Here is a 22029-nt window from a genome sequence, read left to right on the forward strand (position 1 = left end):
AAACAAAGCGTGTCGCGTGGCTGCGACGCGCTTGAAATCTACGTTTTTATGCATGTCGTTGCCTCAAAACCGCTGCGCACTTTTGGGCGACAAGCATTGGCTTGCGGGCTTCGCCAGCTTTATCCCCAGAAAGCCTGCGTAACCGGCTCGAACCGGTGGCGTGGGCTTGCGCTTGCGGGGTTTTTCCTATCAGTTTATGCAGATTCTGAGCCTGTTCAGACCTTTCGCGGGGCACCGCTTGCCGGAGACCCGCTCATTCATTCAAGCGAGCCTGTTTCGTCATGCGTGTTATCTTGGAACGGTCAAATCTCCTGAAGTCGCTCAATCACGTTCATCGCGTGGTCGAGCGGCGCAACACCATACCGATTCTCTCGAATGTGCTGCTGAGCGCCGAAGGCGCCACCCTTGAGATGAAGGCGACCGACCTCGATCTGGAGGTGACCGAAGCCACGCCTGCCAAGGTCGAGCGCGGCGGAGCGACGACGGTTCCCGCGCATCTGCTCTACGACATCGTGCGCAAGCTCGCCGACGGCGCGGAGGTCATGCTGAAGACCGACGAAGACGGCAACGCCATGACGGTGACCTCGGGCCGCTCGAGCTTCCGTCTCCAATGCCTGCCGCAATCCGATTTCCCGGAGCTTTCGGCCGGATCGTTCTCGCATATCTTCCGGCTCGATTCGGTTGCGCTCAGGGGCCTGATCGAGAAGACCCAATTCGCCATCTCCACCGAAGAGACGCGTTACTACCTGAACGGCATCTATCTGCACACGCATGATACCGACGGCAAGCTGAAGCTGCGCTCGGTAGCGACCGACGGACATCGACTGGCGCGCGCCGAGATCGACGCGCCGGCAGGGTCCGAGGGCATGCCGGGCATCATCATTCCGCGCAAGACGGTCAGCGAGCTGCAAAAGCTTGTCGATGACCCTGATATCGCCGTGACCACCGAATTGTCCGACACCAAGATCCGCTTCACCATCGGCAGTGTGGTTTTGACATCGAAGCTGATCGACGGCACCTTCCCGGACTATCAGCGGGTCATCCCCACCGGCAACGACAAGAAGCTGATCATCGACCGTCAGAGTTTCGCCGCCGCCGTCGACCGCGTCTCGACCATCTCCTCCGAGCGCGGCCGCGCGGTGAAGCTTTCGATTGGAGAAGGCCAGGTCACGCTTGCGGTCAACAATCCGGATTCAGGCAGCGCCACCGAAGAACTGGCTGCGGATTATTCGTCCGACGCGATCGAAATCGGCTTCAATGCCAAATATCTGCTCGACGTCGCAGCCCAGTTGACCGGCACTGAGGCAAAATTCATGCTGGCGGACGCCGGTTCGCCAACGCTGATCCACGACATGGCCGACGAAACCACGCTCTACGTGCTGATGCCGATGCGGGTATAGGCCCGAAAGAAGCCATCTTGCTGTCATGACCGGAGTTGCGAAGCAGTCTGCGCACGACCAGCAGACTCATATAAGTAAGCTATCGCTTACGAATTTCCGCAACTACGCAACGCTGTCGATCGACATCGACCCCGGCGCCGTGATTTTTTCCGGTGACAATGGCGCCGGCAAAACCAATCTGCTGGAAGCGATTTCCCTGCTGACACCGGGGCGTGGCCTACGCCGCGCACCTTATGCCGATGTGGCACGCGAAGGCGGCGACGGCGGCTTTGCCCTCCATGCCCGGCTCGATGGGCCGGACGGCCCGGTCGAGATCGGCACCGGCATTGCAGGCGGCGACGCCGCCGGCGAGGGCGGCCGGCGGGTGCGGATCAATGGCGCGGCAGCGCGCTCGGCGGAGGACATGCTGGAATGGCTGCGCGTCGTCTGGCTGACACCGGCGATGGATGCATTGTTCACCGGGCCGGCTGCAGACCGCCGGCGCTTTCTCGACCGTCAGGTGCTGGCGATCGATCCCGGCCACGGCCAGCGCGCGCTCGACTACGAAAAAGCGATGCGCGGCCGCAATCGGCTGCTCGCCGAAGGCTCGCGTGACGGCGCCTGGTTCGACGCGATCGAGACGCAAATGGCCGAAACCGGTGTGGCGATTGCCGCGGCGCGTGCCGAACTGGTGCGCCTGCTTGCCGCGATGATCGACAGGCTGCCAAGCGCGGGTCCCTTTCCGCAAGCCGATATCGGCCTGTCGGGCGCGTTGGAAAGCGAAGTCGGAACCACCGCGGCTGTCGATGTCGAGGAGCGGTTCCGCCGCGCCCTTGCCGAAGGCCGCGATCGCGACCGCGCCGCCGGGCGCACGCTAGACGGCCCGCACCGTTCGGATCTCGTGGTGAGGCACCGGCCCAAGGCGATGCCGGCCGAACTCTGTTCGACCGGCGAGCAGAAGGCGCTGCTGGTCGGCATGGTCCTGTCGCATGCCCGGCTGACCGGCGAGATGTCGGGCATGACGCCGATCCTGCTGCTCGACGAGATCGCCGCCCATCTCGACGCAGGCCGGCGCGCCGCGCTGTTCTCGATCCTCGAAGAGCTGAACTGCCAGGCCTTCATGACCGGGACCGATGCGGCGCTGTTTTCCAGTCTTAAGGGACGCGCGCAGTTCCTGACCGTCGATCACGGCACGGTTGGGCCAACCAAAGACGCCTGACAAGATTTCTCGGCAGCTATATTGTCTTGCAATGAACATCACCGCGCTCACCGACGAAGAGCTTGAACGCTACGCCCGCCACATCGTGCTGCCCGAGATCGGTGGCGCCGGCCAGCAGCGTCTGAAGCGTGCGCGGGTCCTGGTCATCGGCGCCGGCGGGTTGGGGGCGCCGGTGCTCGAATATCTTGCCGCCGCCGGCGTCGGCACGCTCGGGATCGTCGACGACGACAGCGTCTCGCTGTCAAACCTGCAAAGACAGGTGATTCACGGCACCGAGACTGTCGGCATGGCGAAAACCGACAGTGCCAAAGCGGCGATCGCCCGCATCAATCCCAACGTCGCCGTGGAACTGCACAATCTCAGGCTGACGGCGGACAACGCCCCTGCTCTCGTCGCCCGCTATGACATCGTCGTCGACGGCTCCGACAATTTCGAAACACGCTATGCGGTGGCCGACGCCTGCGCCGCGGAAAAGCGGCCGCTGGTACATGCCGCCGTCGGCCGCTTCGACGGCTCGGTGACCGTGCTGAAACCCTTCGAGACCGGCGCGGACGGCAAGCCATATCCAAGCTATCGCGATCTTTTTCCGGAACCGCCGCCGCCCGGCCTGGTGCCGTCCTGCGCTGTGGCCGGCGTGCTCGGCGTGCTGACCGGCGTCGTCGGCACGCTGCAGGCCATGGAGGCGATCAAGCTGATCGCCGGCATAGGCGAGCCGCTGGTCGGTCGGCTGCTGCTTTACGATGCGTTGACCGCGCGCTTCGATACGATCCGCTACAAGAGAAACTAGATCTTGGGCAGCCTGGTTTCCATCGCGCAGCTTCCCGCCGATTTCGACCGATGGGACGAGGTGCTGGCGCTGATCATGCGCGCCTTCGCCTCGATGGACGGCGTCATCGATCCGCCATCCTCAGCACATCGGCTCACGGTCGAAAATCTCCGGGACAAGGCTCGGCGGGAGATGGGCTTTTCGGCGCTGAAGGACGGCAGGATCATCGGCTGTATTTTTGTTCTGGAGCGGGCCAACGATTTCTACGTCGGAAAGCTCGCCGTCGAACCGGGCTTTCAAGGACAGGGGATTGGCAGCCAACTGATGCAAGCTGTCGAGGATCTTGCCCGCAACCGCGGCAAGCCGGCGATCGAGCTTCAGACGCGGGTCGAGCTGACCGGAAATCATGCAGCCTTTGCCCGCCTCGGCTTTCGCGAAACCGAACGGACGGCGCACAACGGCTACGACCGTCCGACCTCGATCACGATGCGCAAATGTCTTTCGTGATACCCCACCCGGGGTCAGATGGCGTTGATGGCGACAACGAAGCCTGCCTCGGCAGCCCCTCTTGGCAAGCGCCCTGCCGATGCCGCGGCTGACGCCCGTGACAAGAGCCGCTCTGCGCGGCCCACAGGCATCAATGATGCCCGCAGCGCAGATGCCCGGCCAGATGGTGGATGTGGTCGGCGCCAATCCCGCAGCAGCCGCCGATGATGGAGGCACCCTTCGCGACCCAGCCGTCGGCCCAGCGGCAATAGGATTTCGGATCGAGATCGGCCCGGATATCCGAGATCACCTCGTTGGCCGCGCCGTCCTCGTCCTGGGAGCCGAAGGCGTTGGCATAGACCCCGAGCGGCAGACCGGGGGCGGCAATGCGCGCAGCTTGGAGCGCTGCTCCCATGACCTCGGGCATAGAGCAATTGAAGAGCAGCGCCTCCGCCCCCGTGCGCTGTGCGAGACGGGCAGCGTCGGCTACGCTCTGCCCGGACCGCAGCTGCGGCTCGGGCACGTCCTGCGGCGCGACATCGTCCCGCAGGGTGAAGGACAGCCAGAGCGGCTTGCCACTGCCGCGCACCGCCGCGGCGGCGGTGTGGGCCTCCTCGAGGCTGCTCTGGGTCTCGGCGAGCCAGCAATCGACGTGGGGCGCGAGGCCCTCAACCAGAACCGAGAGATAGTCCTGCGCCAGGTCGGCCTTGAAAAGTTCCGGCTGATAGGAGCCGAAGACTGGCGGCAACGATCCAGCTACCTTCACGCCGGGCGTGCCGTCGGCCGCCTCGCGCGCCAGCCTTCCGGCCAGCGACGCCAGCTCGGCGCCGCGCGCACGGAACCGCCCCTCGCCGATGTGGAAGGGCACCAGCGCATAGGAATTGGTGGTGATGACCTTCGCGCCCGCGCGAATATAATCATCGTGCACCCGGCGGACCATCTCGGGCGCTTCCATCAGCGCCAGCGCGGACCATTCCGGCTGGCGGAAGGGCGCGCCGATGCGCTCGAGTTCGCGGCCCATGCCGCCGTCGAGAATGGTGATGTCGTTCATGCCTGCTCCTGTTGCGGCGTCGTCGCGCCGCGTCCTTGAAGTTCGTAGAAGCCTGCGACGTCCAGCTCTATCGACTCGGCGATATGGTCGCGGACGGCCTGTTCGGCCGCTTCGGGGCTTCCCCTCATCAGCGCGTCGAACAGGCGCTGGTGATCGCTGACCAGCGGCTGGCGGCAGGGCCAGTGTGCTTCGGACCAGCGATAGAGCCACTCCATCTTGTCGGCCAGAAGCCCGTGGCGACGGATCAGATGCTGGTGCCCGGTCTGCTCGACGAAACTGGCATGGAAGCCGAGATCGGCTGCCACCCGCACATCCGTGCCGCCGTCATTCGCCGCCGGTAGGGCTGCAAAGGCCGCCTCGACCAGATCGGTACCGAGAGCGGCGCGGCGTTGGGCGAGAATGCGGGCGGCCAGGCCTTCGAACGCCGCCCGCAATGTGTAGATCTCCCAGATCGCCTGGGCATCGAGCACGGCCACGCGCCAGCTCGAATAGGGCGTGCGCGTCACCAGTTCCTGTGCTTCCATCGCGAAGAGCGCGGAACGCACCGTGCCACGGCCGAGACCGATGCGTTCGGTCAAGGTCAGCTCGGTCAGCACCGCGCCCGGCGCAAAATCGCCACGCACGATCGCCTCGCGTAGCCACTCGGTGGCCTGGTCCTGAAGGCTCTTGCGCTGGATTGGCTGACGCATGTCCGGGGTCCCTAGCGATTGCGGTCGAAATGGCCGCTGAGAAAGGCGCGGCAGCGCTCCGATGCAGGATTGCCAAAGACCTGCCCCGGTGTGCCGGCCTCTTCTATCAGGCCCTGATGCAGGAAGACTACCTGCGAGGAGACCTCGCGCGCAAAGCCCATCTCGTGGGTGACGATCAGCATGGTGCGCCCTTCCGCGGCAAGGGCGCGGATCACCTTCAGGACCTCGCCCACCAGTTCCGGGTCGAGCGCCGAGGTGGGCTCGTCGAACAGGATGGCGCGGGGCCGCTGGGCAAGAGCGCGCGCGATCGCGACCCGCTGCTGCTGCCCGCCCGAAAGATGCGCGGGCCACGCATCGCGCTTTTCGGCGAGGCCTACCTTTTCCAGGAGCGCCGTGGCCTCCTCCACTGCCTCGGCGCGGGGACGGCTCTGGACGAACAGTGGCGCCTCGATGACGTTCTGCAGCACGGTGCGGTGCGGCCACAGATTGAAGTTCTGGAAGACGAAGCCGAGATGTCCGCGCATCTGCCGCGCCACGGCCAGTTGGGCGCGCGACAGACGTCCGCCCGTCGGGGAGAGGCTGTCCTCGCCCACCGACACCGTTCCGACGTCGGGGATCTCCAGCATGGGGATGCAGCGCAGCAGCGTGCTCTTGCCAGAGCCGCTCGCGCCTATCAACGAGATCACGTCGCCGTCCTTGGCGACAAGGTCGATGCCGCGCAGCACCTCGTTGCTGCCGAAGCTCTTGCGCAGGCCGGCGATGGAAAGCGCGGTCGATGGGAGGCTCATGGCGTCTCTCCGAATTGCCAGGGCGAAAGGCGCCGCTCGGCCCAGGCCGAGAGCCGCGTAACCAGAAGCGACAGGGCGAGATAGATCGCCGCCGCGCAGAGGAATATCTCGACCGCCCGCCACGTTTCCGAGGCGGCGGCGCGGGCTATGCCGGTGACTTCCATCAGCGTGATGGTCGAGACCAGCGCCGTGGATTTGAGGATCGAGATCACCTCGTTGGAATAGGCGGGCAGCGCCTGACGGACGGCTATGGGCAGCGTGATGCGGCGCATGACCGTCAGCCGCGTCATGCCCGAGACGCGCGCTGCTTCGACCGCGCCCCTTGGCACGGCGCGCAACCCCCCGCGCAGAATCTCGGACGTATAGGCGGCATCGTTCAGGATCAGCGCCAGCAGCCCGCACCAATAGGGCTCGCGCAGGAAGGGCCAGAGGAAGCCGTGGCGGATGAAGCCGAAGCCCGCCAGCCCGTAGTAGATCATGAATATCTGGATGAGCAGCGGCGTGCCGCGGAAGACGAAGACATAGGCCGAGGCCAGTGCGTTGCCGACCCTCGTCGTGCGCATGAGGTTGAGGATCAGCGAAAGGCAGAACCCGCCCACAAGCGCCAGGACGCCGAGGTTGAGCGTCAGCGGCAACCCCTTGAGGAGCTGCGTGAGCATGTCCGAGAGAAAGGCGAAATCCATCTCAGAGCCTGCCTTGCTCGTGGCCGCGCAGGCTGCGTCTTTCGGCGAGGCGGAAGACATGATCCGACAGCGTGGTGATGATGAGATAGATGATCGCACCGGCGGCGTAGAACAGGAAATGCTCTTGCGTGGTGCCCGCTGCGACCGCGACCTGGCGCATGGTCTCGACCAACCCCGTCACCGAGACGAGGGCGGATTCCTTGATGACCGACTGCCACTGGTTGCCCATGCCGGGAATTGCGGTGACCAGCGCCTGCGGCGCGATGACCCGCCGAAACAGGATCAGCTGCGTCATGCCGACCACGCGCCCCGCCTCGATCGTGCCCCGGGGCACGGCCTGATAGGCGCCGCGCAGCACCTCGGACTGGTTGGCGGCCGAGATCAGCCCGATCGCCAGCACTCCGGCCAAAAAGCCGCTGATGTCGAACGGCCCCGACAGTCCGAGCGCCGTGCCAATGGCCGTGACGACCTGCCGGCCGCCGAAATAGAACAGGTAGATCACCAGGATATCGGGCACGCCCCGGAAGACCGTGGCGTAGGCCTCGGCCAGCTTGCGCAGCGGCCAGTTGCCCGCCACCCGGGCCCAGGCGATGAGCGTGCCGAAGGCCAACCCGCTCAGGAATGCCGCGACGGAGACATAGAGCGTCATGAGGCCGGCGCGCGCGAGCGCCAGCCCCCATCCGTCGGGCCCGAAGCCGAGAAGTGTCAGATCGGCCTGCACCCTGGCCTCAGAGCGCGGGCGTCACGACCATGCCTAACCATTTTTTCGACAGCTCGACGAGCGTGCCGTCGTCCGACATCGACTTCAGCGCTTTGCTGAGAAGCCCGGCCAGCTCGGCGTCGCCCTTCTGGACGACGAAGGCCGAGCCGCGCCCCATGACGCCGCCCGTGAAGGACGGGCCGGTGGCCTTGGCGGTTTCTGTGTTCTTCTCGAGGAAAGCCGAGATGTTGGTGACCGAGGCGATCCCGGCGTCGAGCCGCCCGTTCAGCAGATCCTGATAGACTTCCGGGCCGGTCTGATAGGTGCGGATCGTCACGCCCTTGTCGGCCAGATACTTGTTCAGGAAGTCTGCCTGGATGGTCGAGACGTGGACGCCCACGGTCTTGCCGTCCAGCACCCCGGCGATCGCCGCGATGGCGGCATCGGTGGCCTTCGTATCGTCGAGGTCGACGAAAGCGCCCGTGCCCGACAGTTCGACGCCGCTTTCCTTCAGCACGACGAAGGTCGAGCCGCCGGTGGTGTAGGGGAGCGAGAAATCGACCACTTCGAGGCGTTTCTCGGTGACGGAGACCGAGTCGACCACCGCATTGTACTTGCCGTCGATGAGGCCCTGGATCATGCCGTCCCAGGCCTGCGAGATCACCTCATAGTCGAAGTCGGCGCGCTTGGCGATCTCGGCCAGCATGTCCAGCTCGAAGCCGTAGAGCTCGCCATTCGGTCGGGTCATATTGAAGGGCGGGAAGGCTCCTTCGGTGGCGAAAACATATTTTTTACGTCCCTGGGCAAGAGCTGTGGCGGGGGCAACGGCGAGCCCGGCAATGGCGGCAAGGCCCATGCGCAGGAAGGTGCTGCGGGTGATTTTCATGCTTGGATCATCCTTGGGAGGAGGGTTGAGGGGTCAGGAAAGAAGATCGACCGCCATGCGCGTGAGCGCGATGGCGCTTTGCCCGATGCAGGCTTCATCGGGCTGATAGTCGGAGTTGTGGACGCGGTCGTCACGGCCGGGCTGGCCCGAACCGATGAATATCTGGACCGAAGGCATGAGCTCGGAGAAATAGGAAAAGTCCTCGGCTCCGAAGCTCGTTCCCGGCTCGACCTGAGGCGTCGCGCCGAACTGATGGCCGAGCACGGAAACCGCACGATCAACCAGCGCATCGTCGTTCATCAGGGGCGGCGCGCCGCGCGCATAATCGATCTCGACGGCGGCATTGAGCGCCTGCGCGGTGCCTTCGCAGATGCGCCGGAACGCGGCCTCGGCGAGATCGCGCGATCGCGGCGAGCGGCAACGCACCGTGCCCTCGAACATGCAGCTGTCGGGAATGATGTTCTGGGTCGCGCCGCCCTCGATATGGCCGATGGTCAGGACGGCGGACTGCGCGGGGTCCATCTCGCGCGATATCACGGTCTGGAGTTGGGTGATGATGTGGGCGCTGGCGACGATCGGGTCGATGGCGGCATGGGGCCGCGCGGCATGGCCCGACTTGCCGCGCACCACCACCTTGAACTCGTCGCTCGATGCGGTGCTTGCACCGCGGTTCAACAGAACCTGCCCCGCCGGCAGTTCCGGACGGTTGTGGAAGGCGATGGCCATGTCAGCACCTTTGGCGGCACCGTCCGCCACCATGGCCGCCGCGCCGCTCTCCTGCGTCTCCTCGGCGGGCTGAAAAATCAGCCGGACCGAGCCGCGCAGACGCGGCGCCAGCGAGACGAGCGCATGCGCGGCGCCGAGAAGCGAGGCGGTGTGAAGATCGTGCCCGCAGGCATGCATCCTGCCTGGAATGGTCGAAGCATAAGGCAGACCGGTCTGCTCCCCGATCGGCAAGGCATCCATATCGGCCCGCAGGATCAGGCAGGGACCGGGAAAGGCTCCGGATATCTCGGCCACGACGCCGGTGCGGCCGACGCCGGTGCGCGCCTCGATCCCGAGCGCGCCAAGCTCGGCGGCGACCAGGCCGGCCGTGCGGACCGTGTCGAAGCCGGTTTCTGGATGGGCATGGATGTCGCGACGTAGTTCAATGAGGCGAGCCTCGATGGCGCGGATAAGTCCCTCGATCTCGGGGCCGGGGTCGTTGCGGCGTTCAGGCATCAGCTTTTTACACTCTTGCGATGGAAGCCCTTTGCTTGATGCTACTGTCCCTATTGTCAAGGATCGACAATCGACGAGACCGATCGGGAGTAGAATGATTTTCTAAAGCCACATGGGAGCTGCTCCGGGGGCAGCATCTGGGAACCTTGTTTCCCGCGCGACTGCACCGCGTGCAACCGGTGCCGCAAACTTTTGCGTGAGATGGTTGCTCATGCCGAGCCATCCCAGCCGCCTCAAGGCGGGGTCCCTGATCCACTATCGGGGACCCTGAAGTCTTTGCTGAAGAATTGGACGGCGGCCGGTCACGTCCGCAGCGGCAGTACGCGGTCCGGCGGGCGATGGCCATCGAAGAAGGCGCGGATGTTGATGATCACCTTCTCGCCCATGTCGATGCGGCCTTCGAGCGTCGCCGACCCCATATGCGGCAACAGCACGACCTTGCCCTTGGCGGCGAGTTTAAGCAATTTGCTGTTCAGCGCCGGCTCATGCTCGTAGACGTCGAGACCGGCGCCGGCGATCTTGCCGTCCTGGATCAGCTTGACCAGAGAGTCCTCGTCGATGATGTCGCCGCGCGCCGTGTTGACGATGTAAGCGGACGGTTGCAGAAGCAACAGCCGCCGCGCCGAAAGCAGATGGAAGGTTGCAGGCGTCGACGGACAATTGACCGAGATGATGTCCATGCGGGCAAGCATCTGGTCGAGGCTTTCCCAGTAGGTTGCCTCCAGCTCATCCTCGACCGCCGGCAGCACGCGATGGCGGTTGTGGTAGTGGATCGACAGCCCAAAAGCCTTGGCCCGCCGGGCGACAGCGGTGCCGATGCGGCCCATGCCGACAATGCCGAGGCGTTTGCCCCAGATCCGCCGGCCGAGCATCCAGGTTGGCGACCAGCCCGCCCACTTCTTGTCGCCAGTCAGCACATTGGCGCCTTCCGCCAGCCGCCGAGGCACCGCCAGCATTAGCGCCATGGTCATGTCGGCCGTATCTTCGGTCAGCACGTTCGGCGTGTTGGTGACGGTAATGCCCTTCTTCGCTGCTGCCGCCACGTCGATCTTGTCGACGCCGTTGCCGAAATTGGCGATCAGCTTGAGGTTGTCGCCAGCCTGAGCGATTAGCGCTGCGTCGATATGATCGGTTATGGTCGGCACCAGCACGTCGGCTTCCTTGACCGCCGCGACCAATTCCGGCTGCGTCATCGGCCTGTCTTCGACATTCAGCCGGGCGTCGAACAGCTCACGCATGCGGGTCTCGACCGGATCGGGCAGCTTGCGCGTGATGACGACGAGGGGCCTTTTTCTGCCTGCCATTGTTTCCTCAAACCCACCCCTCGTTGAGACCTCTTTAACCAAGACAGGCGAAACTGGAGGCCGGTCGCGGTGCCAGTTCTCCATGTAACAAGAGGTTCCGCCGAAGACAAAGAAAAAGGGGCGCCAAGGCCGATGAGCCGGCGCTGAAAGGAACGAAAGTGTCTGGTTTTGCGTCGCTCCGCCTGACCCTCAGCGCAGCATTTATCGGCGCTCTCCTTTATTCCCCGCTTGTGGCGGCACAGAGTGCGGCAGCACCGGCCCAGAGCGCAACGCTTGGGCCGAGCGGCCTGCCGCTGCCGCGTTTCGTCAGCCTGAAAGCGGGCCGCGTCAACTCCCGCGTCGGACCAGGCGTCAACTATTCCGTCGACTGGATGTACATGAAGCCTGGCCTGCCGATGGAAATCATCCAGGAATTCGACACCTGGCGTCGGGTGCGCGATGCCGACGGCTCGGAAGGCTGGATCAACCAGTCGCTGCTTTCAGGCCGCCGCACGGCGATCGTGGCACCCTGGCAGCGCGGCAAGGATGCCCGAATCAACCTTCTCAACGACCCGGAAAAGGATGCCAGCATCATCGCGATCATCGAGCCGGGCGCCATGGGCACGATCAGGTCCTGTGACGGCCAGTGGTGCGAAATGACCTTCGACGGCCACACCGGCTGGCTCGCCCAGTCGCTTGTCTGGGGCGCCTATCCGGGCGAACGGGTCAAAAACTGACCTCTCCTTGTCGGTTCGGGATCATGGTCTAGCGGGCGAGACGGTATCTCGCGGACCCAATGACGCGCCGATCAATCGCAGCGTTTGGGACGCAGCCTTACCACGATGTCGACATTGGCGATCTCCATGCCTTCCGGCGGCTCCGGCAGGTTGGAAACCGTGACAGGACCGCTGGCGATATCGAAGATCCTGTTTTCGCCTTCAATGTAGAAATGATGGTGATCGGAGGTGTTGGTGTCGAAGTAGGTCTTCGACCCTTCGACGGCCAGGATGCGCAGAAGGCCCGCCTGGGTGAATTGATGAAGGGCGTTGTAGACGGTGGCGAGCGACACCGGCACGCCGGCGGCGATCGCCTCCTCGTGCAGTTCCTCGGCCGACAGATGGCGGTCGCCCTTGGCGAAAAGCAGATCGGCCAGCGCAATGCGCTGACGCGTCGGCCTCAGCCCAGCTTCGCGAACCCGCTTGTCCACAGCGACATTTTCCTTCCGGCAGCCCAGATCCATCTATCCGTCCAAGCTCACAGTTTCGCCCCAACGTATGCCCAGAATGGCAAAAAACGAACATCGACCGAACCTGGACACCCCCCGACATATATTCTGTCGGCCGAATACGATCAATAGCGCGCATTGACCCAGGCAGACGGGCAGGTTAAGCGCAAACGCCGGTTTCCGGCCTGAAATAGATTGTGTTAGGAAACCAACGACAAGGGCGCACTACCGCCCGGACGATTACGGGGAAGAGATTGATGGCGGTTTCGAAATCCAGCTATGATTACGAAGAACTGCTTGCCTGCGCCCGCGGCGAGCTGTTCGGACCTGGAAACGCCCAACTCCCCTATCCGCCGATGCTGATGTTCGACCGCATCACCGAAATCAGCGAGACGGGCGGTGCCTTCGACAAGGGCTTCATCCGCGCAGAGTTCGACATCAAGCCGGACCTGTGGTTTTTCGCCTGCCACTTCATCGGCAATCCAATCATGCCGGGGTGCCTGGGCCTCGACGCCATGTGGCAATTGACGGGATTCTACCTCGGCTGGCTCGGCGAGCCGGGCAAAGGAATGGCGCTCTCGACCGGCGAGGTGAAGTTCAAGGGCATGGTGACACCGTCGGTCAAGAAGGTGGAGTATGGCGTGGACTTCAAGCGCGTGATGCGCGGCCGGCTGGTGCTTGGTATCGCCGATGGCTGGCTGAAGGCGGATGGCGAACCCATATACGCAGCAACGGACCTCAAGGTGGGTCTGTCCAAGCAATCGGCCGCCGCCTGACCGGCGCCCCCACAGCGCCGCGCGTCCCTGGGACGCGCAAACGAAGCTGTAGAACTTTAATTTGCGCATGATCCGTGTCCGACAGGTTTCGGGTTCAAGCGCTGGAAGGAGTTGCGAATGAGACGGGTCGTAGTGACAGGCCTCGGCATCGTGTCGTCGATCGGCAACAATGCCAACGAGGTGCAGGCCTCGCTCCACGATGCCAAGTCCGGCATCAGCTTCTCTGATTCCTTCGCCGAACACGGCTTCCGCTGTCAGGTCTGGGGAGCGCCGACGCTCGACCCCTCCGCCCTGATCGATCGTCGCGCCATGCGCTTCCTGTCGCAAGGTGCGGCCTGGAATCATGTCGCTATGGACCAGGCCATCGTGGACGCCGGACTTGGCGAGAACGACATCACCAATGAGCGCACCGGCATCGTCATGGGATCGGGCGGACCGTCGACCCGAGCCATCGTCGAAGCGGCTGAAACCACGCTCAAGAACGGCAGCCCCAAGCGCATCGGCCCGTTCGCCGTGCCGAAAGCGATGTCGTCGACCGCTTCGGCGACGCTCGCCACCTGGTTCAAGATCCATGGCGTCAATTACTCGATCTCTTCGGCCTGCTCGACCTCGGCGCATTGCATCGGCAATGGCTACGAACTGATCCAGTGGGGCAAGCAGGACATGGTCTTCGCCGGCGGCCATGAGGATCTCGACTGGACGATGTCGGACCTGTTCGACGCGATGGGCGCCATGTCGTCCAAGTTCAACGACAGGGCGTCGGCCGCCTCGCGCGCCTATGACGTCGATCGCGACGGCTTCGTCATTGCCGGCGGTGCCGGCGTGCTGGTCCTGGAAGAGCTCGAGCACGCCAAGGCACGCGGCGCCAAGATCTACGCCGAGATCGTCGGCTATGGCGCGACCTCAGACGGCTACGACATGGTGGCGCCATCGGGCGAAGGTGCGGTGCGCTGCATGCGGCAGGCGCTGGCGACCACCTCTTCGCCAGTCGACTACATCAACACGCACGGCACTTCGACGCCGGTCGGCGATTCCAGGGAAATGGGCGCGATCCGCGAAGTGTTCGGCGAGAAGATGCCTTTCATCACCTCGACCAAATCGCTGACTGGCCATTCGCTGGGTGCGGCCGGCGTGCAGGAATCGATCTACTCTATCCTGATGATGCAAGGCGGCTTCATCGGCGAGAGCGCTCATATCGAGCAACTCGATCCGGAATTCGAAGGCATGCCGATCGTGCGCACACGCATCGACGACGCCAGGATCGACACTGTTTTGTCCAATTCGTTTGGTTTCGGCGGCACCAACGCAACGCTGATTTTCCAGCGCTATTCCGCATAAGGATTTGCCGACCATGGACGGATTGATGAAGGGCAAGCGCGGGCTTGTCATGGGTGTCGCCAACGATCACTCGATCGCCTGGGGCATCGCCCGGAAACTCTCCGAACATGGGGCGGAACTCGCCTTCACCTATCAAGGCGAGGCCTTCGGGCGCCGGGTCAAGCCGCTCGCCGACAAGCTCGGCGCCTCGCTGGTCGTGCCTTGCGATGTCGAGGACAGCGCATCGGTTGCCGCCACCTTCGAGACCTTGGGCAAGGCCTGGGGCGGGCTGGACTTCGTCGTCCATGCCATTGGCTTTTCCGACAAGAACGAGCTGAAGGGCCTTTACGCCGACACCAGCCGCGACAATTTCGTCCGCACCATGGTCATCTCCTGCTACTCCTTCACAGAGGTCGCCCGTCACGCCGCCGCGCTGATGAAGGACAGTGGCTCGATGATCACGCTGACCTATGCGGGTTCTGTCCGTGTCATGCCGAACTATAACGTCATGGGCGTGGCCAAGGCCGGGCTGGAAGCCAGCGTCCGCTATCTCGCCAACGACTACGGACCGCGCGGCATCAGGGTGAACGGCATATCGGCGGGACCGGTGCGGACACTGGCCGGCGCCGGGATTTCCGACGCACGCCATATGTTTTCCTACCAGCAGCGCAACTCGCCGCTGCGCCGTACAGTGACCATCGACGAGGTCGGTGGCTCCGCGCTCTACCTCCTGTCCGACCTGTCGTCCGGCGTCACCGGCGAAATCCACTATGTCGATTCCGGCTACCACATCGTCTCGATGCCGGCGCTCGACGAGTTGAAGCAGGCCGACACCGGCCGGGAATAATTCGGCCCATAGAAAATGCCTTGGTCCGGTGAACTCCGCTCAGCGGCGCGCCGCCAAAACCTTGAACATCCCGTCGCGGGCGATCTCGGCGTGGCTGGAGAAGGCGGCCGCCAGCACCGGCTCGTAGGGAAGCTGACGGTTCGCCACCATGAACAGCCGCCCACCTGGCTTCAGCGCCTTCGCCGCGGCGCGGATCATGCCGGCACCGATCTCCGGCTCGGTCGCGCGGCTGCGATGGAAGGGCGGGTTCATGACGATGGCGTCATAACGGCGCTCGATCGGCTCGCTCAAAAGATCGATCCAGAAGAAATTGGGTTCCGCCGCTGTATTGCCGATATTGCGTTTCGCCGCCTCCAGCGCCTCGAACTCGGCCTCGTAGAGATCGAGCGCCGAGATGCCGGGTGAGCGGGCGGCGACCTCGGCCGCCACATAGCCCCAGCCGGCGCAGAAATCGGCAATGTTGCCACGCAGGTCGCCGGGCAAATTGTCCACCAGCAATCTCGAACCTGCATCGATCTTATCAAAAGAGAACATGCCTGGTGCGGTGCGGAAACGGCTCTCGACCAGAAGCGTTGGATTGGCGACGCGAAGCGCGGCCGCAGCCGCGGCATCGGCCGGTCGATGGAACCAGAAGGCGATGCCGTGATGTTTCGGCATATGGCCGTCGAGCGTCACAAGCTCGCCGATGCGCTTGCGCAGGCTCGCAATGCCATCGTCCTTGCCGCCGGCGACGGCGATCAGTTCGCCCGGCCTCACACGCTCAATCGCCTCAGCGATGCGCAATTCGTTTTGCCCGCGATGACGACCGGCAAGCACCAGTGCCGCATCGAAACCTTCGCCCTCCAGATGCGGCGTGACCGTGAAGCCGGCGCCCTGCAGCGCGCGAAAATGCGGGCGGAAGCCTTGCACCAGATGCAGTGTTGCATCGAAGCCTTCGGGCAGGCGGAAACCCGGTTCAGCGCCCAGAAAGAGGACGCGCTCGCCTTTACGCGGCATGGCGACAGCCTCGGCCTCGAACGGGTGGAACAGTGTCTTCAGCGGCTCGGCGGACATTCTTCGATCTCTTGAAAATGAAAACGGGCGCGACCTGTCGGCGCGCCCGCTTCGATTATACCGTCAGATCGCTCAGGCGGCGTCTTCTTCGCCTTCGGCCTTCTTGTCGCGGGCGATTTCCTTGCCCGTGGCCTGGTCGACGACCTTCATCGACAGGCGGACCTTGCCGCGTTCATCGAAGCCCATCAGCTTGACCCAGACCTTGTCGCCTTCCTTGACGACGTCGGAGGTCTTGGCGACGCGATCGTTGGCGAGCTGCGAGATGTGGACGAGGCCGTCACGCGGACCGAAGAAGTTGACGAATGCGCCGAAGTCGGCGGTCTTGACGACCGTGCCCTCGTAGATCTCGCCGACTTCCGGCTCGGCAACGATGGTGTGGATCCACTTCTTCGCCGCCTCGATCTCCTTGGCATTGGACGAAGCGATCTTGACCGTGCCGTCGTCTTCGATGTTGATCTTGGCGCCGGTCTTTTCGACGATCTCGCGGATGACCTTGCCGCCCGAGCCGATCACGTCGCGGATCTTGTCGGTCGGGATGTGCATGACCTCGATGCGCGGCGCGAACTCGCCGAGCTCGGAACGGGCACCGGACAGCGCATTGGCCATTTCACCGAGAATGTGCTGGCGGCCGTCCTTGGCCTGGCCGAGCGCGATCTTCATGATCTCCTCGGTGATGCCCTCGATCTTGATGTCCATCTGCAACGAGGTGATGCCGTTGGCGGTGCCGGCAACCTTGAAGTCCATATCGCCGAGGTGATCCTCGTCGCCGAGGATGTCGGAGAGCACCGCGAAGCGCTCGCCTTCCTTGATGAGACCCATGGCGATGCCGGCGACCGGCTTGGCCAGCGGCACACCGGCATCCATCAGCGCCAGCGAGGTGCCGCAGACGGTGGCCATCGACGACGAACCGTTGGACTCGGTGATCTCCGAGACGACGCGCAGCGTGTAGGGGAACTGATCGGCGGTCGGCAGCATCGGGCGGATGGCGCGCCAGGCGAGCTTGCCGTGGCCGATTTCGCGGCGGCCGGGCGAACCCATGCGGCCGGTTTCACCAACCGAATAGGGAGGGAAGTTGTAATGAAGGAGGAATTTCTCCTTGTACATGCCGGTCAGCGAATCGACATACTGCTCGTCCTCGCCGGTGCCGAGCGTGGCGACGACCAGCGCCTGGGTCTCGCCGCGGGTGAACAGCGCCGAGCCGTGGGTGCGTGGCAGGACGCCGACTTCGGAGACGATCTTGCGGACCGTCTTCAGGTCGCGGCCGTCGATGCGCGAGCCGGTGTCGAGGATGTTCCAGCGCACGACCTTGGCCTGGAGCTCCTTGAACACGGTGCCGATCTGCTCGGACGTGTATTTTGCTTCCTCGCCTTCGGCGGGTACGAACGCAGCCTTGACCTTCGCCTTGACGGCATCGACGGCGGCGTAGCGCTTCTGCTTGTCGGTGATCTTGTAGGCTTCGCGAAGCTCGCCTTCGACGATCTTCAGCATCTCTGCTTCAAGCGCCGAATAGTCCGGCGCGGTGAAATCGCGCGGGTCCTTGGCGGCAACCTCGGCCAGCTTGATGATCGCATCGATCACCGGCTGGAAGCCGCGATGGCCGAACATGACGGCGCCGAGCATCAGGTCCTCACCGAGCTCCTTGGCTTCGGACTCAACCATCAGCACGGCGTCTGAGGTGCCGGCGACGATCAGGTCAAGCTTGGATTCCTGCATCTCGTCGACATGCGGATTGAGCACATATTCGCCGTTGATGTAACCGACGCGGGCGCCGCCGATCGGGCCCATGAAGGGGACGCCGGACAGCGTCAAGGCCGCCGAGGTGGCGACGATCGACAGGATGTCGGGGTCGTTTTCGAGATCATGCTGGACGACGGTGACGACGATCTGCGTGTCGTTCTTGTAGCCGTCGGCGAAGAGCGGGCGGATCGGACGATCGATAAGGCGGGAAACCAGCGTTTCCTTCTCGCTCGGACGTCCTTCGCGCTTGAAATAGCCGCCCGGGATCTTGCCGGCGGCATAGGTCTTTTCCTGGTAGTTGACGGTTAGCGGGAAGAAATCGAGGCCGGGCTTCGGCTCCTTCATCGAAACGACGGTGGCGAGAACCTTGGTTTCGCCGTAGGTGGCGAGCACCGCGCCGTCAGCCTGGCGCGCGATCTTGCCGGTTTCGAGGATGAGCGGGCGGCCGCCCCATTCGATTTCCACTTTATGGTGATTGAACATATCTTGTCCTTCATATGCGGAAAGGGCCGCGCCGTTTCACCGTGCGCGAGTGCCCCTTTCCCTTGGCTTCATTTCTCGGGCAGCCACGGGCAAGACAACGGGAAGCTCGGGTAAATCCGGCGCGATTGCCGCGCGAGCGTCCTGCAATCCTGCCCCATGACCGTCCATGGGCGGTTTCGAATGGCCCTGTGCTATTTCGAAACCGGGTCTGGCCAATCGATCCGACTGGCCTTGCGCATGATCCCGAAACCGCGGCCTGCGGAAAGCATCATGCGCAAATTCAAACTTTCAGAGCGTCCTATTTGCGCGTCTAGATCGATGCGCGGCGCTCTACTTCCTTCATAGAGCAATGGACTGATCCGATGCTCCAATGCGCGACCGGCGGGCTCTCGAAAGAACCCGCCGGTCAATTCGTCAACGGCGCAGACCGAGCTTCTCGATCAGCGTCTGATAGCGCGCGTCATCCTTGCGCTTGAGATAATCAAGCAGACTACGGCGCTGGGAGACGAGAGCAAGCAGACCACGGCGGGAATGGTTATCCTTCTTGTGGTCCTTGAAATGGTCGGTCAGGTTCTTGATGCGCTCGGAAAGGATGGCCACCTGGACTTCCGGAGACCCGGTATCGCCCTTGGCGGTTGCGAATTCACCCATCAATTCCTTCTTGCGCTCGGCAGTAATCGACATCGTGTTTTTCCTTATCTGTTTGAGGAAACGGGACGCCCTCAGCCGGGATGTCGTCCAGCAGGGGCCGGTACAAGCAACGTGTCATTGCACGATGCTGCGGCGCATATAGTGCAATTCAGGCAAAAACACCAGCCCAATTCACAAGCCGGCTTTTTGCGGCACAAACGAAGATTTCCCTTCGGCTAAAGCCACTTCTTCCATCTGAAGAAGGCAATCAGCCCGAACGCGACAAGGGCCATGAACACGAGCGCCGCCGGATAGCCGTATTGGGCCTTCAACTCCGGCATGTTCCATGGCGAGCTTTCTGGATCGAAGTTCATGCCCCACACGCCAACGAGAAAGGTTAGCGGGATGAAGATCACCGAGACGATCGTCAGATAGCTGATGACATCGCTGGTGCGCGCCTGGCTCAGCGACAGATGCATCTCGATCAGACCGGTCAGCATGTCGCGCTGGGTTTCGACCAGTTCAATGAGCCGAAGCGAGTGGTCGAGCGTGTCGTTCAGGAAAACCTTGGTCTCGGCCTTCACATAGGGCACGTCGTTGCGGATCAGCGTGGCCAGCGCATCGCGCATCGGCCAAAGCACCCCCTTCAGCACATTGGCGTCGCGCCGCAACTCGTGAAGCTGCCGCATCTGGTGCTTATCCGACGCGCGCAGCATCTGGTCCTCGATGCTGTCGACCAATTCGCCGGCAGCCTCGATCGGCGGGAAATAGCTGTCGACGATGGCGTCGATCAGGGCATAGGCGAGATAGTCTGCTCCGCGTGCGCGCAACCGGTTGGGCATCGAGCTTTCGATGCGCTTGCGCACGGGATCGAACGGATCGCCTTCGCGCTCCTGGAAGGTGACGACGAAGTTCTTGCCGAAGAAGACGGCGATCTGCTCGTAGCGATGCGCGGTGACGTCGTCGATCATCCTGACGACGACAAAGGCATGGTCCTCGAAGAAGTCCACCTTCGGCCGCTGGCCGGTGTTGACGACATCTTCCAGCGCCAGCGGATGCAGGCTGAAAATCCGGCCGATCTCCTCGATCAGCGGGATGTTGGCGAGACCGGTACAGTCGAGCCAGATGACCGGCCATGTGTCGCAATTGGCTTTGACGTCGTCGATGCTGGCATCTTCGATCGTCTCGAATTTATTGGGCGACATCAGTGTCAGTCGCAGTTCGCTGCGCCGCGCCGCCGGGTCGGCGATCAGTGTGCCCGGCGATGCGCCAACCGGCGGCCGCCGTGCCGTCACCGGCGCCCGCTTCTTGATCGTCTCGGCCTTTGCCATGTGCCCCTCGGATGTTTAAGTCTCATCGAGATTAGACGACGGGACTCACCCGGCAAAGACCCGCTTCGGCTTGAACATGCCTTGTTCGATGGCGCCGATGGCGACCAGCTTGCCGCGCGCCGTTGCGCAGGCCTCCTCAGCTTCCACCGGCGCATCGCGGCCGCGGATGATGACCGGATTGCCGAGGCGGATTTTTGTTGCCGCGTCGTCACTGATCGCGATCTGCGGCAGGCAGTCGAGCGCGGCTGATGTATCGACCAGAAGCGCGTCGATCGCGTCGAAGTCGACTGGCACCGTGTCCGCTGAATCCGAACTTTCGCCCCGTTCGCCAAAGCGGGCGGCTTCCAGCTCGGCGATGGTGACGAAGTCTTCCTGCGTGAACGGCTCGACCTCGATCCGGCGCAGTTCGGCGATGTGACCGAAACAGCCGAGGTCGCGGCCCATGTCGCGGGCCAGCGAGCGCACATAAGTGCCCTTGCCGCATTCGACCTCGAAAATGGTGCGATCAGCACTGTGCTCAATCAGGTCGAGACGGCCGATCTCGACTTCCCGCGCCGGAATGTCGACCGTCGCGCCGTCGCGGGCAAGGTCATAGGCGCGCTCGCCTGCGATCTTGATGGCTGAAAATTGTGGCGGCGTCTGCATGATGACGCCGGTGTATTTCGGCATCAGCAAAAGCACATCGGCTTCAGCCGGACGCTGGTCGGAGCTTTTCGTCACCGGCCCTTCAAGGTCATCGGTCGAACGCTCCTCACCCCAGGCAACCGTGAAGCGGTAGACCTTGGCGCCATCCTGGACATAAGGCACGGTCTTGGTCGCTTCGCCGAGCGCGATCGGCAGCATGCCGGAAGCGAGCGGGTCGAGCGTGCCGGCATGGCCGGCCTTTTCGGCCTGGAACAGCCATTTGATCTTGGAGACGGCTTCGGTCGAACCCATGCCGACGGGCTTGTCCAGCACCAGCCAGCCGGAGATCGGCCGGCCCTTCTTCTTGCCGCGACGCGCCACTATTTTTCGTCCTTGTCATTGTCTTTATTCTGGTCGTCAATCTGGGCATCTGTGCCGAGGTCGCGCGCCACTTCGGGCGAGTGCAGCAATTCGTTGATCTTCTGGAAATTGTCGTAGCTGGTGTCGAGCCGGAAGCGGAACTCGGGCATGTACTTCATCTGCCGGAGCGCGCCGGAAACGCGGCCGCGCACGAATTTCGCATGCTTGTTGAGCGCCTCGACCACCGCATCGGTATCACTTGCGCCGAGCGGCGAGACGAAGGCGGTGGCGATCTTCAGATCGGGCGACATGCGCACTTCCGAGACCGAAACCACGGCATTCTCGATCAAGGGATCGAGGATCTCGCCACGCTGCAAGGTTTCCGAAAGCGCATGGCGCACCTGCTCGCCGACGCGAAGCATGCGCTGGGATGGGCCTGATGTGGTTGAACGGGGCATTTTTCTCTATCCTGAAATCGTGAAGCGCGGGATGGGA

23 protein-coding genes are annotated in these 22029 nt (G+C 63.4%); 8 read left to right on the top strand and 15 right to left on the bottom strand.

Features of this window, described 5'->3' with window-relative positions:
- Positions 1-281: 281 nt before the first annotated feature.
- The 4 genes from dnaN to EJ075_RS06145 are packed head-to-tail and all read left to right on the top strand — an operon-like array spanning position 282 to position 3871.
- Positions 282-1400, top strand: a complete 1119-nt coding sequence (gene dnaN, locus EJ075_RS06130) for a DNA polymerase III subunit beta (RefSeq protein WP_126103739.1) — start codon at positions 282-284, stop codon at positions 1398-1400.
- A gap of 25 nt (positions 1401-1425) precedes the next feature.
- Positions 1426-2598: a DNA replication/repair protein RecF gene (recF, locus tag EJ075_RS06135; RefSeq protein WP_126103740.1), complete on the top strand. Its 1173-nt coding sequence runs from the start codon at positions 1426-1428 to the stop codon at positions 2596-2598.
- 31 nt (positions 2599-2629) lie between these two features.
- Positions 2630-3385: a molybdopterin-synthase adenylyltransferase MoeB gene (locus EJ075_RS06140; protein ID WP_095487898.1), complete on the top strand. Its 756-nt coding sequence runs from the start codon at positions 2630-2632 to the stop codon at positions 3383-3385.
- Between the two features lie 3 nt (positions 3386-3388).
- Complete coding sequence (locus EJ075_RS06145) at positions 3389-3871, top strand: GNAT family N-acetyltransferase (RefSeq protein ID WP_126103741.1); 483 nt, start codon at positions 3389-3391, stop codon at positions 3869-3871.
- Between the two features lie 130 nt (positions 3872-4001).
- Here EJ075_RS06145 and EJ075_RS06150 read toward each other — a convergent pair whose 3' ends face one another.
- The 8 genes from EJ075_RS06150 to EJ075_RS06185 form a co-directional block, all read right to left on the bottom strand.
- A complete protein-coding gene (locus EJ075_RS06150; RefSeq protein WP_126103742.1) occupies positions 4002-4901 on the bottom strand; it encodes a homocysteine S-methyltransferase family protein in 900 nt (299 codons plus the stop codon).
- The gene (locus tag EJ075_RS06155; RefSeq protein ID WP_095487892.1) at positions 4898-5590 is read right to left on the bottom strand and encodes a GntR family transcriptional regulator; all 693 of its coding nucleotides are present in this window, start codon (positions 5588-5590) and stop codon (positions 4898-4900) included. Before EJ075_RS06155 ends, EJ075_RS06150 begins: the two co-directional genes overlap by 4 nt.
- An 11-nt stretch (positions 5591-5601) precedes the next feature.
- Positions 5602-6378, bottom strand: a complete 777-nt coding sequence (locus EJ075_RS06160; RefSeq protein ID WP_126103743.1) for an ATP-binding cassette domain-containing protein — start codon at positions 6376-6378, stop codon at positions 5602-5604.
- Positions 6375-7061 (bottom strand): ABC transporter permease subunit, encoded by a 687-nt coding sequence (locus tag EJ075_RS06165; protein WP_126103744.1) that lies wholly within the window; start codon positions 7059-7061, stop codon positions 6375-6377. Before EJ075_RS06165 ends, EJ075_RS06160 begins: the two co-directional genes overlap by 4 nt.
- A 1-nt stretch (position 7062) precedes the next feature.
- Positions 7063-7782, bottom strand: coding sequence for an ABC transporter permease subunit (locus EJ075_RS06170; protein WP_245458112.1), 720 nt, complete (start codon positions 7780-7782; stop codon positions 7063-7065).
- Positions 7783-7789: 7 nt separating this feature from the next.
- Entirely contained in the window at positions 7790-8647 is an 858-nt protein-coding gene (locus EJ075_RS06175) for a transporter substrate-binding domain-containing protein (protein ID WP_126103745.1), read from the bottom strand.
- A gap of 33 nt (positions 8648-8680) precedes the next feature.
- On the bottom strand, positions 8681-9868 hold the full coding sequence (locus tag EJ075_RS06180) for a M20 family metallopeptidase (RefSeq protein ID WP_126103746.1): 1188 nt from the start codon (positions 9866-9868) through the stop codon (positions 8681-8683).
- A gap of 302 nt (positions 9869-10170) precedes the next feature.
- The gene (locus EJ075_RS06185) at positions 10171-11172 is read right to left on the bottom strand and encodes a D-glycerate dehydrogenase (RefSeq protein WP_126103747.1); all 1002 of its coding nucleotides are present in this window, start codon (positions 11170-11172) and stop codon (positions 10171-10173) included.
- Positions 11173-11330: 158 nt separating this feature from the next.
- Here EJ075_RS06185 and EJ075_RS06190 point away from each other — a divergent pair, with 158 nt between their 5' ends.
- Positions 11331-11888 (top strand): SH3 domain-containing protein, encoded by a 558-nt coding sequence (locus EJ075_RS06190; protein WP_126103748.1) that lies wholly within the window; start codon positions 11331-11333, stop codon positions 11886-11888.
- 71 nt (positions 11889-11959) lie between these two features.
- On the opposite strand, the gene irrA is transcribed toward EJ075_RS06190, so the two are convergent.
- Entirely contained in the window at positions 11960-12391 is a 432-nt protein-coding gene (gene irrA / locus EJ075_RS06195) for an iron response transcriptional regulator IrrA (RefSeq protein ID WP_006337949.1), read from the bottom strand.
- 242 nt (positions 12392-12633) lie between these two features.
- Here irrA and fabA point away from each other — a divergent pair, with 242 nt between their 5' ends.
- The 3 genes from fabA to fabI all read left to right on the top strand — a co-directional run bounded on the left by fabA (position 12634) and on the right by fabI (position 15316).
- Positions 12634-13152 carry a 3-hydroxyacyl-[acyl-carrier-protein] dehydratase FabA gene (fabA, locus tag EJ075_RS06200; RefSeq protein WP_023802127.1) on the top strand — a complete coding sequence of 173 codons (519 nt, stop codon included), beginning with the start codon at positions 12634-12636 and terminating at the stop codon, positions 13150-13152.
- A 117-nt stretch (positions 13153-13269) separates the two neighbouring features.
- Positions 13270-14490, top strand: coding sequence for a beta-ketoacyl-ACP synthase I (gene fabB, locus EJ075_RS06205; protein ID WP_095487881.1), 1221 nt, complete (start codon positions 13270-13272; stop codon positions 14488-14490).
- A gap of 13 nt (positions 14491-14503) precedes the next feature.
- On the top strand, positions 14504-15316 hold the full coding sequence (gene fabI / locus EJ075_RS06210; protein ID WP_095487879.1) for an enoyl-ACP reductase FabI: 813 nt from the start codon (positions 14504-14506) through the stop codon (positions 15314-15316).
- A gap of 39 nt (positions 15317-15355) precedes the next feature.
- Here fabI and EJ075_RS06215 read toward each other — a convergent pair whose 3' ends face one another.
- The 6 genes from EJ075_RS06215 to rbfA form a co-directional block, all read right to left on the bottom strand.
- Positions 15356-16369: a class I SAM-dependent methyltransferase gene (locus EJ075_RS06215; RefSeq protein ID WP_126103749.1), complete on the bottom strand. Its 1014-nt coding sequence runs from the start codon at positions 16367-16369 to the stop codon at positions 15356-15358.
- 72 nt (positions 16370-16441) lie between these two features.
- Complete coding sequence (gene pnp / locus EJ075_RS06220; RefSeq protein ID WP_126103750.1) at positions 16442-18589, bottom strand: polyribonucleotide nucleotidyltransferase; 2148 nt, start codon at positions 18587-18589, stop codon at positions 16442-16444.
- Positions 18590-19003: 414 nt separating this feature from the next.
- On the bottom strand, positions 19004-19315 hold the full coding sequence (gene rpsO / locus EJ075_RS06225) for a 30S ribosomal protein S15 (protein ID WP_280953385.1): 312 nt from the start codon (positions 19313-19315) through the stop codon (positions 19004-19006).
- A 140-nt stretch (positions 19316-19455) separates the two neighbouring features.
- Complete coding sequence (gene corA / locus EJ075_RS06230) at positions 19456-20550, bottom strand: magnesium/cobalt transporter CorA (protein WP_095487873.1); 1095 nt, start codon at positions 20548-20550, stop codon at positions 19456-19458.
- A gap of 45 nt (positions 20551-20595) precedes the next feature.
- Positions 20596-21555: a tRNA pseudouridine(55) synthase TruB gene (truB, locus tag EJ075_RS06235; RefSeq protein WP_126103751.1), complete on the bottom strand. Its 960-nt coding sequence runs from the start codon at positions 21553-21555 to the stop codon at positions 20596-20598.
- On the bottom strand, positions 21555-21992 hold the full coding sequence (rbfA, locus tag EJ075_RS06240; protein WP_095487869.1) for a 30S ribosome-binding factor RbfA: 438 nt from the start codon (positions 21990-21992) through the stop codon (positions 21555-21557). Before rbfA ends, truB begins: the two co-directional genes overlap by 1 nt.
- Between the last annotated feature and the right edge of the window lie 37 nt (positions 21993-22029).

Source organism: Mesorhizobium sp. M6A.T.Cr.TU.016.01.1.1 (assembly GCF_003952585.1).
Classification (GTDB): domain Bacteria; phylum Pseudomonadota; class Alphaproteobacteria; order Rhizobiales; family Rhizobiaceae; genus Mesorhizobium; species Mesorhizobium mediterraneum.

What these genes read in the sequence shown, in the direction of transcription:
- dnaN (WP_126103739.1), top strand. Translation starts at nt 282, where the DNA reads ATGCGTGTTATCTTGGAACGGTCAAATCTCCTGAAGTCGCTCAATCAC.
- recF (WP_126103740.1), top strand. Translation starts at nt 1,426, where the DNA reads ATGACCGGAGTTGCGAAGCAGTCTGCGCACGACCAGCAGACTCATATA.
- EJ075_RS06140 (WP_095487898.1), top strand. Translation starts at nt 2,630, where the DNA reads ATGAACATCACCGCGCTCACCGACGAAGAGCTTGAACGCTACGCCCGC.
- EJ075_RS06150 (WP_126103742.1), bottom strand. Translation starts at nt 4,901, where the DNA reads ATGAACGACATCACCATTCTCGACGGCGGCATGGGCCGCGAACTCGAG.
- EJ075_RS06155 (WP_095487892.1), bottom strand. Translation starts at nt 5,590, where the DNA reads ATGCGTCAGCCAATCCAGCGCAAGAGCCTTCAGGACCAGGCCACCGAG.
- EJ075_RS06160 (WP_126103743.1), bottom strand. Translation starts at nt 6,378, where the DNA reads ATGAGCCTCCCATCGACCGCGCTTTCCATCGCCGGCCTGCGCAAGAGC.
- EJ075_RS06165 (WP_126103744.1), bottom strand. Translation starts at nt 7,061, where the DNA reads ATGGATTTCGCCTTTCTCTCGGACATGCTCACGCAGCTCCTCAAGGGG.
- EJ075_RS06175 (WP_126103745.1), bottom strand. Translation starts at nt 8,647, where the DNA reads ATGAAAATCACCCGCAGCACCTTCCTGCGCATGGGCCTTGCCGCCATT.
- EJ075_RS06180 (WP_126103746.1), bottom strand. Translation starts at nt 9,868, where the DNA reads ATGCCTGAACGCCGCAACGACCCCGGCCCCGAGATCGAGGGACTTATC.
- EJ075_RS06185 (WP_126103747.1), bottom strand. Translation starts at nt 11,172, where the DNA reads ATGGCAGGCAGAAAAAGGCCCCTCGTCGTCATCACGCGCAAGCTGCCC.
- irrA (WP_006337949.1), bottom strand. Translation starts at nt 12,391, where the DNA reads ATGGATCTGGGCTGCCGGAAGGAAAATGTCGCTGTGGACAAGCGGGTT.
- fabA (WP_023802127.1), top strand. Translation starts at nt 12,634, where the DNA reads ATGGCGGTTTCGAAATCCAGCTATGATTACGAAGAACTGCTTGCCTGC.
- fabB (WP_095487881.1), top strand. Translation starts at nt 13,270, where the DNA reads ATGAGACGGGTCGTAGTGACAGGCCTCGGCATCGTGTCGTCGATCGGC.
- fabI (WP_095487879.1), top strand. Translation starts at nt 14,504, where the DNA reads ATGGACGGATTGATGAAGGGCAAGCGCGGGCTTGTCATGGGTGTCGCC.
- EJ075_RS06215 (WP_126103749.1), bottom strand. Translation starts at nt 16,369, where the DNA reads ATGTCCGCCGAGCCGCTGAAGACACTGTTCCACCCGTTCGAGGCCGAG.
- pnp (WP_126103750.1), bottom strand. Translation starts at nt 18,589, where the DNA reads ATGTTCAATCACCATAAAGTGGAAATCGAATGGGGCGGCCGCCCGCTC.
- corA (WP_095487873.1), bottom strand. Translation starts at nt 20,550, where the DNA reads ATGGCAAAGGCCGAGACGATCAAGAAGCGGGCGCCGGTGACGGCACGG.
- rbfA (WP_095487869.1), bottom strand. Translation starts at nt 21,992, where the DNA reads ATGCCCCGTTCAACCACATCAGGCCCATCCCAGCGCATGCTTCGCGTC.